The sequence below is a fragment of the Rhizobium rhododendri genome (assembly GCF_007000325.2).
Lineage (GTDB): Bacteria > Pseudomonadota > Alphaproteobacteria > Rhizobiales > Rhizobiaceae > Rhizobium > Rhizobium rhododendri.
Genome location: NZ_CP117267.1, coordinates 15,418 through 31,421, shown reverse-complemented (window position 1 = coordinate 31,421; position 16,004 = coordinate 15,418). Strand labels below are relative to the sequence as shown.

Below are 16,004 nucleotides of genomic sequence, written 5' to 3'. Positions count from 1 at the left end.
TAAGGTGATTACCTTAAAGAGAAATAAGGTGAATACCTTATATTTGCAAGGGGCGGATATGGTCGATGGTGATTTGCCGGCAGGAAAGTCGAAGAAACGCATGCCCACGCGCGACAGGATCCTGGTCGCAGCGCTTTCGCTGTTCAATGAAAAGAGCCCCGGTCGTGTGACTACAGCCGAGATTGCCGGCATGGTCGGGATCAACGAGGGAAACCTTTATTACCACTTCCGCACCAAGGAGTCGCTGATCACCAGCCTGTTTTCAGGGTTCGAGACGGCGGCGGCCGGCTTTGTCACGAGCGCGCACTCCGCTCCTGCCAACGATCCGGCGAGCTATCCCGGCCTTCTGCGCCAGTGGTTTTCGCTCGTTTGGGACTATCGCTTCCTGTTTCGCGACCTTGTCGACCTGCTTGCGGTTGCTCCATCGCTCGCCGAGGCAATCCGGAGTGTCAGCACGCTGATGGGCCACGCGCTGGACGAAATCCTGAAGCGTATGGAAAGCGAGGCCCTGATCACCGTACCAGCCGACGACAGGGCGCCTCTGCTGGCAAATGTGTGGATCGTCGCCACCTACTGGGCCGTGTATCTCAACCTGCAGCAGCGGGTATCGGCGCTCGGAGAGGAGCACCTGGACTGGGGTATCAACCAGGTATCCGCGCTTTTCCGCCCTTATCTCAGCCCCGCCGCAAGGCAGGCATTCGAAGAAATCCGCGAGACAACCCTGTCGCCCCAGGCAGTCGTCACGCTGTAGGCCCCTCATCCTTTGCCACCGGCTTGCGATTGAGGTTTCGGCGAATCATGCCAAGATTTGCGCCGCCGATGAGGAAGGCGGTGGCGAAATAGACAACCATCGAAATGGCGATCAACAAGCCGAGAGTGCCGAGCTTGGTCGGTAGCGATGCACTGGACGCCAGTTCGGGTGCCCAGCGCTGCTTCAGATAAAAGATGACGGCACCCATGACGCAGGCGGCCACGACCAGCAGCGCGGCACGGCGGGCCAGCGCCCATTCCCACACCAGGTGGCCGCGACGCAGGAGCGTGCCAAACAGCAGTACCGTGCTGATCCAGCCTGCCGTCGCCTCGGCCACTGCAATGCCGGGAGCGCCCATATGCGGGAATAGGGTCAGCGCCGTGGCGCAGTTCACAGCGACGGCGACAGCGGAAAAGCGCATCGGCGTTTTCGTATCCTCGCGGGCGTAAAAGCCCGGCTGCAGCGCCTTGATCATGACGAAGGCAGGCAGGCCGATGCCGTAGATGGCAAGGATAGCGCCGACGACGGCGGTGTTCTGCGCGTGGAAAGCGCCGCGCTCGTAGAGCAGCCGGATGATCTCGTCGGAGAGGATCCACAACGCGAAGGCGGCGGGAATGGTCATGAACAGCACGAATTCGATCGAGCGGTTCTGCAGGTTGCCGGCCTCGCGCAGGTTGCCGCCCTTCAGCGAACGGGCAAGTTCCGGCAGCAGCACGACGCCGACTGCGACGCCGACGACACCGAGCGGCAGCTGGTAGATGCGGTCGGCATATTGCAGGGCGGCGATGGCGCCTTCCTGGCTGGAGGCGATGGCCTGGCCGATCATCTGGTTGATCTGGGTAATGCCGCCGGTAATCGCGGCAGGAACTGCCAGAATAAGCAGCCGCTTGACGTTGGGCGTGATTTTCGGAAAGCGGATACCGATCGAGATGCCGGCATGCAGCACGCCGAAATAGACGACAGCCAGCTGCAGGATGCCGGCGACCAGCACACCCCAGGACATATACCAGGCAGTCGAAAGCGGTGGCGCGCCGACATAGAGCGCGTAGAGCAGCGCGCCGATCATCACCACGTTGAGGAAAACCGGCGCGATGGCGGCAGCGAAGAAATGATGCAGCGAATTCAGCATGCCGCTCATCATCGCCGTCAGCGACATGCACATCAGATACGGGAACATCACTGCCGCCATGCGCACCGTGATCGACATCTTGTCGGCATCGTCGGCAAAGCCCGGCGCGATGACAAATCGAACCAGCAGCGGCATGCAGAGTTCCATCACCACGGTGATGAGGAACAGCACGGAAAACAGCACGCCAAAGACTTCCTCGGAAAACCGCTTTGCGCCGTCGATGCCGTTCGCCTCGATCTCCTTGGCAAAAAGAGGCACGAAGGCGGCATTGAAAGCGCCCTCTGCAAAGAGCCGGCGAAACAGGTTGGGAAAACGGAAGGCGGCGTAGAAGACGTCGGCCATCGGCCCGGTACCGAGCGCTGCCGCCATCAGTGTTTCGCGGGCGAAACCAAACATGCGGCTGCCGAGCGTCGCGCCACCGACGGTCGCAAATTTACGTACGAGACTCATGCTGCGGAACCGGCCTTTTCTTCATGATCGTCGAGCGGCGTCTCCGAGGGGGCGATAATGCCCGACGGCATGCGCTGGCGCAGCTCGTCCTCCTCGCCAGCCATCACAGCCTTCAGCCGGGCGATGATGTTGCCGCGCTTGTTCTCGTTGGAAATCTTCTGGCCGACGAGATCGGTGACGTAGAACGTATCGATGACCTTTTCACCGAAGGTCGTGATGCGGGCCGACTGGATGTCCAGCGACAGATCGGAGAGGACCGCCGTCACCTCCGACAAAAGTCCGGTCCGGTCGAGACCCTCGACCTCGACGACGGTGAACTTGTTCGACAGGCTGTTGGAGATCGTTGCCGACGGTGAGACGACGAACGCCTTGCTCTTGCGCTTGAGCTTGGTGCGATTGGCGATCACCTCGGGAAGAAGCTTGCGACCGGACAAAACGTCCTCGATCATCTTGCCGATGGTGGCAGCACGACGCAACTCGTCGGCATCGTCCGGAAACTCGCGACTGACATGGATGGTGTCGAGCGCACGGCCGTCAGCCGTGGTGAAAATCTGCGCGTTGACGATGTTGGCGCCGGACGCCGCACAGGCACCGGCAATCACCGCCAGCAGGCGCGGATGGTCGGGCGACAGGACCGTGATCTCGGTAATGGCGTGGAAACTATCGGTCCGGACCATGGTCGCCAGCACCTGTCCGGCCTTGTCTGTCTGGCGAATGAACCCGGTATGGCGGATCTGGTCTTCCAGGGAGACGGACAGCAGATAGGGCTGGTAGTGCAGCTTGACGTAGGCTTCGCGGTCGTGCTCGCTCCAGTCGGACAGCGCATTGAACAACGCCTCGGCAGCGTATTTGGCGCGTTCGTTTCGCGACACTTCCGAAAAGCCGCCAGCCAGGAGCAGCTCTGTCTCGTAGTATAGCGTGCGCAGCAGCTGGCCCTTCCAGCCGTTCCAGACCCCGGGGCCAACGGCGCGGATGTCGCAGACGGTCAGGATGACCAGCATCTTCAACCGCTCGAGAGACTGCACACGGTCAGCAAAATCGATAATCGTCTTGCGGTCGTTGAGGTCGCGGGTCTGGGCTACCATCGACATCGTCAGATGTTCCTCGATCAGCCAGACGACAAGTTCGGTCTGCTTCGGCGACAGGCCGAAGCGCGCCGCCAGTTTGCGGGCGACCCTTGCGCCGGCAATCGAGTGATCCTCGAGCCGACCCTTGGCGACATCGTGCAGCAGCACGGCGACGTAGAGGGCCTCGCGATCCTCGACATGGGGCATCAGCTTGTTCACGAGCGGATGAATTTCCTCGGCCTTGCCCTTGTCGATCTCCGACAGGATGGCAACGGCGCGGATCAGGTGCTCGTCGACCGTGTAGTGGTGATACATGCTGAACTGCATCATCGCGACGATCTTGCCGAACTCGGGAATGAAGCGGCCGAGCACGCCGGCCTCGTTCATCCGGCGCAGGATCAGCGCCGGATCGCGGGGCGAGGTCAGGATCGACAGGAACAGCCGGTTGGCTTCCTCGTCCTCGCGCAGCCGGATATCGATCAGCGACAGCGAGCGTGTCACCAGCTTCAGCGCATCGGGGTGGAATTCCAAATTGTTGATGTCGGCGACATGAAACAGCCGGATCAGGCTGACAGGATCCCGCTTGAAAACATCGGGATTGGCGAGCGCGATGCGGCCGCGATCCTCGACGAACTCGATAGAGCCGGCGATCTTGCGCGAGCGGTGGGTGAAGCGGCTGAGCACGCCGGACAGCCCCGGCGTTGCCTTGGCCTGCTCGTCCTCCAGAGCGGCACAAAGGATGCGCGTGAGATCGCCGACATCCTTGGTCACCAGGAAATAGTGCTTCATGAAACGTTCGACAGCAGAAAGACCGGGACGGGCGTGATAGCCGAGCGCCTCGGCGATTTCGCGCTGGATGTCGAATGACAGCCGCTCCTCAGCCTTGTTGGTGAGGAAATGCATGTGGCAGCGCACCGCCCAGAGAAAATCGTCGGCCTTTTCGAACAGCCGGTATTCGCTCTTCGAGAGTACGCCAAGCTTGACGAGTTCGATCGTGTTGCGGACGTGATAATAGTATTTCGAGATCCAGAATAGCGTGTGCAGGTCGCGCAGACCGCCTTTGCCTTCCTTGACGTTGGGTTCAACCAGATAGCGGGTATCGCCGGCCTTGCGATGACGCTCGTCGCGCTCGGCCAGTTTGGCAGCAACGAATTCCGGCCCGGTGCCGATGACGATTTCCTTGTCGAAGCGCCCCTCGAGCTCGGTCGCCAGAGGCCGGTAACCGCAAATGAAGCGGGTTTCGAGAATGGCGGTGCGGATCGTCATGTCCGACTTCGACAGGCGAATGCACTCTTCGATGGTTCGGGTGGCGTGACCGACCTTGAAGCCCATGTCCCAGAGAACATAAAGCACGAACTCGACGGCCTTGTGGGTATCGTCCTCGGGCTTTGGCTGGAACAGGAACAGCAGGTCGATGTCGGATCCCGGCGCCAGCGTGTCGCGACCGTAGCCACCGACCGCGGCGACGGCGAACTTGTCCTTCTGGCCGGGGTAGACCTGCGTGACCGCGACATCATAGAGGATGGTGATCAGCTGGTCCTGCAGCCAGGAAATCTCGTGCGCGCAGTCGAGACCGCTGCCATGGGCAAAGAGCCGCAACCGGGCGCGCTCGCGTGCCTCCTGGCTGGCCCTTTTTAGAGGCGGCAAAAGCGCGTTGCGCAGGTCTATCCGGGTGCCCTTGTGTGCGGCGATGACGGCGTCGCATTCGGCCCTGACGGCGGTCACGTCCAGAATGCCGGGATAATCGATGACAGCCATCCTGCGCCGGCCAAGGTGCTTCTCGTTGTCGGCCATCCTCTGCTGGAGCGCCTCACTCTTCGTTGCCATGCGCTATAGCCCTTCTGACTCGCCGATGACAGGCATCATAAAAACCAGAGTGTTTATATTTGACGAAGGTGGACGAAGCCGGTCGCGGGGAGCATCCGTGCACACCTGATGTCCCGCCTAGGCTTCACTGCGGCCTTCAGCGATATTCTTTGCCTCGATAGCCTTCATGTCATTGATATGATAGAGGATCTGTCGAGACTGCGCACCGATTTGTGCCAGCAGTTCGCGGTCGCACTCCCAATAACCGGCAGCCGAAATGCGGGTGGAAATATCCGAGATGCGGCCGCAAGCAAGCACGATGTCAAGCAGGCCACGGGCGGAATGCCACTCGATGGTCGCTTCCGGCTTCGGTCGCGCTTCGGGCATGACGAAACGGTCGGAGAGATTTCGAACTTCGGTGAGCAGTTTTTCGATATGCATGACGCGATCCCGTTTCCGACTTCAGCCGGCCTCACTGAGCTTCTTCTTCAATTCGTAGAGCGCGTCAAGCGCCGCGCGCGGTGTCAGGTCATCGAGGTCGATGGCCCTCAACGCCTCTTCGACCTTGGACGTTCCCCGTGCGCGGGACGCCTCGTCGCGGCGAACCGCCACCTGGAACAGCGGCAGGTCGTCGATCAGCGAGGATGCCGGGTTCTTGCGGTCGGCGTCCTCAAGCCTCGTCAGGACATCGCGGGCGCGCTCCACGACGGAAGCCGGCAGACCGGCCAGTCGCGCCACCTGGATTCCGTAGGAGCGATCGGCGGCACCCGGTCCGACCTCGTGGAGGAAGATAACCTCGCCATCCCACTCCCGGACCCGCATCGTAGCGTTGGCCAGACGCCCGAGTTTTTCCGACAGTGCGGTCAATTCGTGAAAATGTGTGGCAAACAGGCCCCGGCAACGATTGCCTTCGTGCAGGTGCTCGACCGCTGCCCATGCGATCGACAAGCCATCGAAAGTCGCAGTGCCACGGCCGATTTCATCCAGGATGACCAGCGAACGGTCGCTGGCCTGGTTGAGGATGGCCGCTGTCTCGACCATTTCGACCATGAAGGTCGAGCGCCCGCGGGCAAGATCGTCAGATGCACCGACGCGCGAAAACAAGCGGTCGACGATGCCGATATGGGCCGACGTTGCCGGCACGAAGCAGCCCATCTGGGCGAGAATGGCAATCAGCGCATTCTGGCGCAGGAAGGTCGACTTGCCGCCCATGTTCGGGCCGGTCAGCAGCCAGATGGCGCCGTCCCGCGCCCCATCGCGCGGTGAGAGATCACAGTTGTTAGCGACGAAAGGACCTGCCGACTGGCGACGCAGGGCCTGCTCGACCACCGGATGGCGGCCGCCACCGATGGCAAACATTTTCGAATCGTCCACCGTTGGCCGGCAGTAGGCCTGCTCTTCGGCCAGCAACGCCAGGCCGGCGGCGACATCGATGACGGCGAGCGCCCGGGCACCTGCCTTGATCGCCTCGGCCTTGCGAACCACGGCTGCCACCATTTCGTCGAAAGCCTTCAGTTCGATCGCCAGCGCCTGGCCGCCGGCATTGGCAATACGGCTTTCGAGATCGGCCAGTTCCGGCGTCGTGAATCGCATGGCATTCGCCATCGACTGGCGATGGATGAAGCGTCCCTTGGCCTCTGGTGTATCGATCATCGGGCCGGCACTGCCGGCGGTGACTTCGATGAAATAGCCGAGCACATTGTTGTGCTTGATCTTCAGTGACTTGATGCCGGTTTCCTCGGCATATTGCAGCTGCAGCCCGGCGATCACCCGGCGCGACTGATCGCGCAGGGCCCGGACCGCATCGAGATCAGCATCGGCACCCTGTCGCAGAAAGCCGCCATCACGCTTCAACAGCGGCAGCTCATCGGCGAGCGTGCCGGTGAGCAGCGATTCGAGCTCTTTCGGCAGCGTCTTCAGCCCGGCAAGAGCATCGTCGAGTTCGCCCGGCAGCAGCGCTGCGCCCAGCATCTCGGCAATCGCGAAAGCCGCGCCCAGCCCCTTGGCAATCGCAAACAGGTCGCGTGGTCCGCCCCGGTCGAGCGCCAGTCGCGAGAGGGCGCGGGGCATATCCGGCACGTGCTTCAAGGCTGACCGCAGATCGCTGCAGAGGGAGGGCTCCTCGAGCAGGAAGCCTATCGAATCAAGCCGGGCATTGATACGCGCGGGATCCGTCAGCGGTGACATCAGCCGTTCGGCCAGCAACCGAGCACCGCCGCCTGTCACGGTGCGATCGACGGCTTTCAGCAGCGTGCCGTTGCGGTCTCCAGACTGGGTCCGTACCAGTTCCAGATTGGCGCGGGTGGCGGGATCGATGAACAGCGTCGAGGCGCCGCTTTCGCGCTCCGGCCGGCCGAGTGGCGGGCGCTCGGCGATCTGGGTCTTTTCGACATAGGCAACGGCTGCAGCAGCGGCGGCAAGCTCGGCGCGGGTAAAGCTGCCAAATCCGTCGAGCGTCGCGACGCCAAAATAGCGGGTGATACGTCCTTCGGCACTGGCGCTATCGAACAGCACCGATGGCTGCGGCACCGCCACGCGCCCCAGCACATCGAACACGGGCTTGAGCTCCGGATCGTGAAACATCGTGTCGGGCAGGATCAACTCGCGCGGATCGATGCGGATGATGTCGGAGAGCAGACGCGACTGATCGGTCTCGGCCAGCCGGAAAATGCCGGTCGAGATGTCGATCCAGGCGAGCGCCAGCTGCGGCTCGCTGCCGCCACGGATGCGGGTGAGTGCCATCAGATAATTGGATTCGGACGGCGAAAGCAGTTTTTCCTCGGTGATCGTGCCTGGCGTCACCAGCCGCACGACATCCCGCCTGACGACGGATTTGCCACCGCGCTTCTTTGCCTCGGCCGGGTCTTCGATCTGCTCGCAGACGGCGACACGGAAGCCCAACGAGATCAGCTTCTGCAGGTAATCGTCGGAGGCGTGAACCGGCACGCCGCACATCGGGATATCCTGCCCCATGTGCTGGCCGCGTTTCGTCAGCGTGATGCCCAGAGCGCGCGACGCCTCGACGGCATCCTCGAAGAACAACTCGTAGAAATCGCCCATGCGATAGAACAGCAGCGAACCGGGATTGTTCGCCTTGATCTCTATGTACTGCTCCATCATCGGCGTTGCCGACGCGCGGCTTGCGTCAGTGGCAAGCTCGCTTGCCGAGTAAGGCTCGATCCTGGGTGCGATGCGTTCGTTCACTGTGATTTTTCTGTCCCAAAACAAGCCGGCACCCTATCTGCGCGGAGGCGGGCAAGACAACAGCAATCGGGACGACACCACGTATCGCCCACAGGACGTTTTGCGGTTTGCAGCCCCGATGCCCTAGCCGACCGCCAGCACTGCGTCCGCAAAAGCCTCAGGCGCCTCCTGCGGCAGGTTGTGGCCGGCGCCGGGCAAGACCAATCGCTCGTACGGCCCGGTGAAATGAAGATGGACCGCGTCTGCCGGGCTCGGCGGGTCTACTCCATCGTCGCCGCCTTGCAGGACGATGGTCGGCGTCGCGATGGCCGGTTGGGCCGCGAGATGCCGCTCGATCTCCGCGTAGGCGGGGTCACCCGCAACGAGACCGAACCGGTGGCGATAGGAATGGATCACGGTAGCGACAAAATCGGGATTGTCGAAGGCGGAAGCGCTGCGGGCGAACGTCTCCTCGTCGAAGGACCAAGTCGGCGACCACAGACGCCAAAGCAGCCGGCAGAGACCTCGCCGGTCGGCGGCCAGCCCAATCCTGCCGCGTTCGCTGTGAAAGTAATACTGGTACCAGAACCGGTATTCCGCCTCCGGCGTGTCCGGTTCCACAGATCTGGCGATGTTCTGGATGTTGTATCCGGTCCCGCCGCTGACCAGTCCCCGCACCCGGTCAGGCCAAAGTGCTGCGACGATGCAGGCTGCGCGACCGCCCCAATCATAGCCCGCAAGAACTGCCGACGGGATCGACAGCGCATCCATCAGGGCCAGCAGATCGGCACCGAGCGCTGCCTGTTCGCCTGAGCGCGGCGTGTCCGGATCGAGAAAGCGGGTTGCGCCATAGCCGCGCAAAAAGGGTACGATACAGCGCTTTCCGGCTGCCGCCAGCCGCTCGGCTACAGCCTCATAGGCATGGGGGTCGTAGGGAAATCCGTGGAGGAGTATGACGGGCGCTCCGTCGACGCGGCCCGTTTCGTAGTAGGCGATGTCCAGAACGCCGGCGACTACAGTTCTCATGACGCTTGCGACCCTCCACTTCACCGCGACAATTCACGCGTGCATTGAAGTTTAGGATGCGTGGCCACCAAGGCAAGGCATTGCATCGATCAAGGTGATGATTTCGTCAAGACCGGCGGGCGTCTAGCTCAGGAAGCGATCCGCCTGCGCGCCGTAGTGGTTGACATAGCGATCGGAAATGCTGGCGATCGGCAGCACGATCAGCACATCGGTGGTATTGAAGGCATGATCGACAACGGCCTGCGTGCCCACCATCGCACCGAGGCGAAGATATCCCTTGATCAGCGGCGGCATCGCCATCAGCGCTTTGCGTGCATTGATCGCCTCGGCCGGCATCAGGTCCATTGTGCGGGCGAGCGAGGGAAGCGCGTCTGCCGCCCATTCACCTTGGGCACGCACGTTGTGGTAGAGGAAAGACAAAGCCAGCGCATGCTCTTCAGGCCGTATGCCTGGGAAGGAAGCGCAGCCGAACATGGCGCCCATGCCGTGTTTCAGCGCGTAGGCCCAATTGCCCTGCCACAAGAGCTCGACGATCCGTTTTGTGCGATAGGCCGGCAGCACGCAGGAGCGGCCGAGTTCCATGAACTGCTTGTCCGCATGACGGGCGATCAGGGCATCGGTGGCAAATTCCGAAGCGGAGTAGAAACCACCGTGGGCCATGGCGACTTCCTGCCGCAGTAGCCGGTACGTGCCGACAATCTGGTCCTCGGTATCGCCTTCGATGGAATGATCGAGCACCAGCAGATGATCGCAGATAGCATCCCAGCTATCGACGTCGCGCTTCAGGCGCATCGCCTCGGCTGGCAACTGGGCGTGCATCTCCTCGACGAATACGCGATAGCGCACCGCCTGGGCAGCGTCGATTTCGCGCTCGTTACGGGCAAGGCGCGTTTCCAGATTACCGATTCGGCCGAACACGTCCCCAGTCACTGGGGCGCTCGTTTTTTTGATATTTTGAACAGTGTCGCCCTGAACTTCGCGATTTAACATTTCGATGGACATGGCGTTTCCCGACTTTGGGTTGTTTGATCGCCATAAAGCAAATTCTTGCGACAAGAAAGTGACATGCTGCGTCGCCAAATGCAAGGCGACGCAGCACCATCGGAAGCGCTAATTGGCAGCTTTACGACAGTCGTGCGAAGTCGACCGTCATTGCAGCTAGCGTCTCGACCTCCTGGATCAGCCGCTGCGGATCGGCGGGCTTTGCAAGCACGATGCTGGCACCGTTCAAAAGCGCGGCGCGGCGGGTTTCATCGCGGCTATCAGCTGTCAGGACGATGACGGGCACCGGCGACAATCCCTGCCGGCGCTCGTGGGCGCGCAGCCGTCCCAGCATTTCGACCCCGTCGCCACCAGGCATCGACAGATCGGTGACGATAATGTCGGGGCGACTGTGGCCGGCATGCCAGGCTCGGTCGAGCAGGCTCTCGACATCCTGCACGACATCGACGGCATGCCCCGCCTTGGTGAGTACAGCGCGCACCAGCATGGCATTGACCGGATCGTCCTCGGCCAACACGATGGAAATTCCGGTACCCTCCGGCAGCTCGGGCAAGGTCATGAAACCGGGCTGGTTGTCATTGATGGCATCCCGTCGCTCCATACCGCGCATCCGGCCGCGCAAGACGTCGATCAGCGATTGCTCGCGCAACGGCCTGATCAGCCAGGCGTCGAACATGTCGAATTCCTCTGCGTTGCGCTGCTCCGGCGTCACCAAGAAAATGCGGCGCAGGCCGGGCGCAATGACACCGAGACGATCGGCGAACTGGGAAAGAAATTGCGGCGCCATGCGATTGTCGACGATGACGTCCGTCGGAGGCCCCTCGGCCTCCATCAGCGTATCCAGCGTGAAATTCCCGGCATCGCCGGCCTCGATCAGCCGGCAGGTGCCGCCAAGCATGCGGATGGTCTCTGCTGTGGCCGTGGCGGCGGGACCGTCCGGGGCAATCAGCAGCACGCGGGAGGATTTCAGCATCGTGGCACGATGGTTCCGACTGAGCTGGTTGGCGGGCAGCTCGACCGGGAACCGCACGATGAACTGGCTACCGACGCCTCTTTCGCTGACGACCGACATCCTGCCGCCAAATTCTTCGACTATGCGGGCGGAAATAGTCAAGCCGAGGCCCGTGCCGCCGCTCTTTTCCGAAGCGTCGCCGGCCTGCTCGAATGCGCCGAAAACGCGGGCTTGTTCTTCGGGCGTCATGCCCGGGCCGCTGTCCTGAACTGTAATGACCAAGTCTCCGTCGTCGTAGGCCGCGCGCACCAATACGCCGCCTCTCTGGGTAAATTTGACCGCATTGCCGATCACGTTGAACAAAACCTGGCGCAATCGTGCGGGGTCGAAGCTCATCAGCTCGGGAATGTCAGAATGAACGGTCGCGCCGATCTCGATGCCCTTCTCATGGGCACGGTGGGCAAGCATCTCGACGACACTCTCGATCAGCCGGCGCAGTGATTCGGCGCGCGGATGGATCTGGAAACGGCCGCTCTCGAGCGTGGAAAAATCCAGCAGGTCCTCGACCAGCTGGACCAGCGCCTGGCCCGATTGGCGTATTCCATCCAGGTAGCTTTCCTGCGCGGGGGTCAATCCCGTCTGGCCGATCAAGTGGCTCATGCCCATGATTCCCGACAGTGGCGTGCGGATTTCATGGCTGACGGTAGCGAGGAGCTGGGATTTTGCCGCGCTCTCATGCTCCGCCTTCAGGCGGGCCTGTTCGCGTTCGCGCGTGGCAAGGCGTTGGTCGGTGATGTCGCGAGCAATGCTCTCGATGCGCAACTGGCCGGAGGCGGGATCGCGCATCATCACATCGCGCCAGGCATAGATGCGCTGCCCCTGCGGCGTGGCGATCTCCACATCGTAATGATCGGGCCGGTCGTCCGGTCGGAAGGCAATACCGATCTCGTCGCAGGTCATGCCTTCGGGTCGCGCCTTGCCCGTCACCAGCCGGAACGTCGCATTGGCGTGGAGAATGCGGCGGTTCAGACCGCGCGTGACGGCGATATCACCGAGGGCGTCGTGGATATCCGACAAGAAATTTAGCGGCTGTGCAGGCTGGTCATTGATCGCAGTTGCGCTTGCGTGCGGTTCAGCTGACGCCAGCGGTGCTGATCTGGTGACCGACCGGCCGATGACGGCCGCAAACAGGACCGCGAGACCAAAGATACCGACGACACCCGCTAGGGCTGCCGCGCCTGCCACGTAGCCTGCGGCAAGCAACAGGCCACCGGCGACAACACCGGCGCCGCCGAGCCATAAGCGGCCTAAACGGCTTGAGGAGAGCCATGCGTCGGGGGCAGTGGATCCGGAATTCTCCACCGGCGTCACGGCAGGGTTACCCGGCGGCTCGCTCAGGCCCTGCCCGAAGGCCGAAGACAGACGTTTCTGGAGATCTGCCGGTGTGTTCATGGTCTCGAATTACCACGACCACCCTTCTCAACGCCTTCCGGAAACCTTTCAAATTTTAGGTTTTGGGCTTTTTCGGAAGCAGCAGTTCATCGAGAATCACGGCGCCTGCGCCGACCGTAATAAAACTGTCGGCCAGGTTGAAGACGGCAAAGGACCACGTTTCGGTGTGGAACAGGATGTAGTCGATGACGTGGCCGTAGAGAAAACGGTCGACCAGATTACCAAGCGCCCCCGATATGATCAGCGCGAAACCGAGATGGGCAAGCCAGCGATCCTTGGCGGCATGGCGCCAGAGATAGAGCACGAAGACCACGATGATCAACCGCATGCCGACGATCAGCCAGCCGTCCAGGCCCGAAAGCATGGAGAAGGCGACGCCGAGATTGTAGGTGCGATAGAGATCCAGCATCGGAATGACGGGGACGGCCTGCTGCAGCGGCAGGTAATGGTCTACGGCGATCTTGATCGCCTGATCGAGTATGACGGCGATGACGACGAAGATCAGGATCGGCAGCGGCCTGGAGAACAGTGCTTGCCGCTGCGGTGCGGTGGAGCTGACTTCGGTCATCTTGCCTCGCTGAGCGTCAGGACATGTCGGCGGGCCTCAAACAGCATCACGGCTGTCGCCACCGCAAGGTTGAGAGAATCGGCACGTCCCTGTTGAGGAATCCGCGCCAAGGCATCCGCCTGGGTCGCGAGAGCTTCCGGCAGGCCGGATTGCTCGTTGCCCATCAGCAACACGATTGGCCTCTTCTTGTAATCGATGGTGCGGTAGTCGACGGCGCCGGCCAGATGGGTGGCGACGACGGAAACGCCGGCGTTCTTCTTCCAGACGAGAAATTCGTCGACCGTCGCATGGGTGACGGGCACGGCGAACACCGAGCCCATGGTGGCGCGCACGGTTTCCAGCGAGAACGGGTCGGTCGTCTCGCCGACAAGGATGACACCGGCGGCGCCTGCAGCATCGGCTGTCCTGATGATCGTGCCGAGGTTGCCGGGATCGCGGACGCGGTCGAGCGCCACATAGGTCTCGCCCGCCTTAGGCCGGATGTCCTTCAGGGCCCGCCAGCGCTGATCGAAGATACCAACGACCATTTGCGGATTGTCGCGTCGGGTGATGCTAGACAGCACCTTTTCGTTGACCTCCAGCACGAGCCCGCCGGAGGCCACCGTGCGGGCTGCCATCTTGTCGACAAGCGGCTTGCCCTTGGCGGCCTTGGCATAAACCAGCGTGCGGATGGTCCAGCCGAGCTCGATGGCGTCGATCACCAGCTTCAGGCCTTCGGCCATGAAGGTACCGGTTTCCTGACGCGCCTTCTTGTCGGTCAGCGCCTTGATGTCCTTGATGATGGGATTGGCAAGCGAGGTCACTTCCTTGACCTGGCCGACCCGGCGCGCGCCCGTGTCGCGAAAATCGTCGTTCATTGCGGCACCCAGCGGCTGAAAAGAGAAGTGGAGAGTGCCCTGCCCGGCTGCTTGCCGTCGAGGCCGGTCTCGCGAATGACCAGTTCGCCGGATTCGACGACGCCAGCGGCACCGCGCATGGTTTCGCGCATCAGTTCATGGATCGAGTAGAAGCTGGCGCGGATCGAATAGGCGGTCAGCACGAGGCCGAGGGCGTCGGGCGACAGGATTTGCCGGCAGATATCCAGCATCATCGGCAGATGCTCGAAAAGGTGCCAGACTTCGCCGTTCGGGCCGCGGCCAAATTTCGGCGGATCGGTCAGAATGATATCGTAAGTATTGCCGCGCCGTTCCTCACGCAGGATGAACTTCATTGCATCCTCGCAGATCCAGCGGATCGGCAGCTTCTCCATATGACCGAGAGCCTGGTTCTCGCGACCCCAGCCGATTGCCTTCTTGGAGGCATCGACATGGGTGACCTCTGCACCGGCCCGGGCTGCCACCAGCGAGGCAACGCCGGTGTAGCCGAACAGGTTCAGCACCTTTAGCGGCCGTTTCGAGGCCTCGATCTGCTGTTTCATCCATTCCCAGTGAACGATCTGCTCGGGGAAGACGCCGACATGGCGGAACGACGTGAAGCGGCCATGAAAATCGACGTCGAGCAGTTGCAGCGGCCATGTTTCGCCGAGCGCTGCGCGGGGAAAGCGCCAGCGTCCCATGCCGTCCTCTTCCGTATCACCGGTAAAGATGGCATCGGCATTCTCCCAGACCGAAGCAGGCAAAGTCGGCGGCCAAAGCGCCTGGGCCTCGGGGCGAACGATCCGGTAGGGGCCGTATTGCTCGAGCTTCAGCCCGTTGCCCATGTCGATGAGGTGGAAATCGCCAGCGCCAGAGGATTCCAGGATGATCGGCACGCGCTCTGGCGGTCGCTCGCCGCTGCGCACCAACAAAGGACGCTCAGCAGCGGCGGGTCCACCTTGGGTTTCGGCGATGCGCTCACTGCGCGCGGCTTCCGCACGGGGTGTCGCCTCGCGGGGACGCTCTTCGCGCACCGGCCTCGTGTCGCGCGCAGGTTGGGCATAGGGCTTGGCGCGGCCGCTCGGGGCATCCGCGCGCGGGGCTTTGCCACCTGGGCCAGCGCTCGACCGTTGTCCAGGCCGGCGTTCCTTTTGTTTCACCATTGTTGTCTCGATATTGACGTCGGCGTGCAAATAGCATCTGGGCGGCTCTTGGCAAAGCGCTTTCCGATCTGCAATTGTCGGCCGAAGTGCAGGCATGAAGGGAGATGGACGATGGACATGACCGGCGAAGTGCGGATTTCCGCAACCAGAGATGCCGTGTGGGCCGCGCTCAACGACCCCCAGATCATCAAGCAGTGCATTCCACGCTGTGAAAGCTTCGAGCGGGTGTCGCCAACGGAGTTTGTCGCCCTGATCAAATTCCGCATCGGCCCGCTGTCTGCCTCGTTTCATGGGGATGTTAAGCTCTCCAACATCAATGCACCCGACAGCTACACCATCGAGGGCGAAGGCAGGGGCGGCATCGCCGGCTTTGCCAAGGGCGGCGCCGACGTGGTGCTCGAGGCAGACGGCGCGGAGACGATCCTGCACTATACAGCGCGCGGCGAGATCGGCGGCCGGATTGCCCATATGGGCTCGCGACTGATCGATTCCAGCGCCAAGAAGCTGGCCCAGCAATTCTTCGATGACTTCAACGCTGCAATCAATGGCAAGATCGAAGCTTAAAGACAGGCTCTATCCCAAGGCATCCGCTTGACGACAC

12 protein-coding genes are annotated in these 16,004 nt (G+C 62.1%); 2 read left to right on the top strand and 10 right to left on the bottom strand.

Annotated features, from left to right (window positions below; all coding sequences use genetic code 11):
* Nucleotides 1-58 precede the first annotated feature (58 nt).
* Complete coding sequence (locus PR018_RS00150) at nucleotides 59-751, top strand: TetR/AcrR family transcriptional regulator (protein ID WP_142823859.1); 693 nt, start codon at nucleotides 59-61, stop codon at nucleotides 749-751.
* Here PR018_RS00150 and murJ read toward each other — a convergent pair.
* The 10 genes from murJ to PR018_RS00100 form a co-directional block, all read right to left on the bottom strand.
* Nucleotides 741-2,330, bottom strand: a complete 1,590-nt coding sequence (gene murJ, locus PR018_RS00145) for a murein biosynthesis integral membrane protein MurJ (RefSeq protein WP_142823858.1) — start codon at nucleotides 2,328-2,330, stop codon at nucleotides 741-743. The two genes, PR018_RS00150 and murJ, sit on opposite strands and share 11 nt — an antisense overlap.
* The gene (locus PR018_RS00140) at nucleotides 2,327-5,224 is read right to left on the bottom strand and encodes a [protein-PII] uridylyltransferase (RefSeq protein ID WP_142823857.1); all 2,898 of its coding nucleotides are present in this window, start codon (nucleotides 5,222-5,224) and stop codon (nucleotides 2,327-2,329) included. The genes murJ and PR018_RS00140 overlap by 4 nt, the downstream gene beginning before the upstream one ends.
* Before the next feature lie 117 nt (nucleotides 5,225-5,341).
* Nucleotides 5,342-5,644, bottom strand: a complete 303-nt coding sequence (locus PR018_RS00135; protein ID WP_142823856.1) for a hypothetical protein — start codon at nucleotides 5,642-5,644, stop codon at nucleotides 5,342-5,344.
* Nucleotides 5,645-5,665: 21 nt separating this feature from the next.
* Nucleotides 5,666-8,323, bottom strand: a complete 2,658-nt coding sequence (mutS, locus tag PR018_RS00130) for a DNA mismatch repair protein MutS (RefSeq protein WP_142824440.1) — start codon at nucleotides 8,321-8,323, stop codon at nucleotides 5,666-5,668.
* 207 nt (nucleotides 8,324-8,530) lie between these two features.
* Complete coding sequence (locus PR018_RS00125) at nucleotides 8,531-9,412, bottom strand: alpha/beta fold hydrolase (RefSeq protein WP_142823855.1); 882 nt, start codon at nucleotides 9,410-9,412, stop codon at nucleotides 8,531-8,533.
* 123 nt (nucleotides 9,413-9,535) lie between these two features.
* Complete coding sequence (gene olsB, locus PR018_RS00120; RefSeq protein WP_142823854.1) at nucleotides 9,536-10,414, bottom strand: l-ornithine N(alpha)-acyltransferase; 879 nt, start codon at nucleotides 10,412-10,414, stop codon at nucleotides 9,536-9,538.
* A 121-nt stretch (nucleotides 10,415-10,535) separates the two neighbouring features.
* Entirely contained in the window at nucleotides 10,536-12,818 is a 2,283-nt protein-coding gene (locus tag PR018_RS00115) for a hybrid sensor histidine kinase/response regulator (RefSeq protein ID WP_142823853.1), read from the bottom strand.
* Between the two features lie 55 nt (nucleotides 12,819-12,873).
* The gene (lspA, locus tag PR018_RS00110) at nucleotides 12,874-13,386 is read right to left on the bottom strand and encodes a signal peptidase II (protein ID WP_142823852.1); all 513 of its coding nucleotides are present in this window, start codon (nucleotides 13,384-13,386) and stop codon (nucleotides 12,874-12,876) included.
* Entirely contained in the window at nucleotides 13,383-14,243 is an 861-nt protein-coding gene (locus PR018_RS00105; protein WP_142823851.1) for a TrmH family RNA methyltransferase, read from the bottom strand. The genes lspA and PR018_RS00105 overlap by 4 nt, the downstream gene beginning before the upstream one ends.
* Nucleotides 14,240-15,403 carry a class I SAM-dependent methyltransferase gene (locus PR018_RS00100; RefSeq protein ID WP_142823850.1) on the bottom strand — a complete coding sequence of 388 codons (1,164 nt, stop codon included), beginning with the start codon at nucleotides 15,401-15,403 and terminating at the stop codon, nucleotides 14,240-14,242. Before PR018_RS00100 ends, PR018_RS00105 begins: the two co-directional genes overlap by 4 nt.
* 111 nt (nucleotides 15,404-15,514) lie before the next feature.
* Here PR018_RS00100 and PR018_RS00095 point away from each other — a divergent pair, with 111 nt between their 5' ends.
* Nucleotides 15,515-15,967, top strand: a complete 453-nt coding sequence (locus PR018_RS00095; protein WP_142823849.1) for an SRPBCC family protein — start codon at nucleotides 15,515-15,517, stop codon at nucleotides 15,965-15,967.
* The last annotated feature ends 37 nt before the right edge of the window (nucleotides 15,968-16,004 follow it).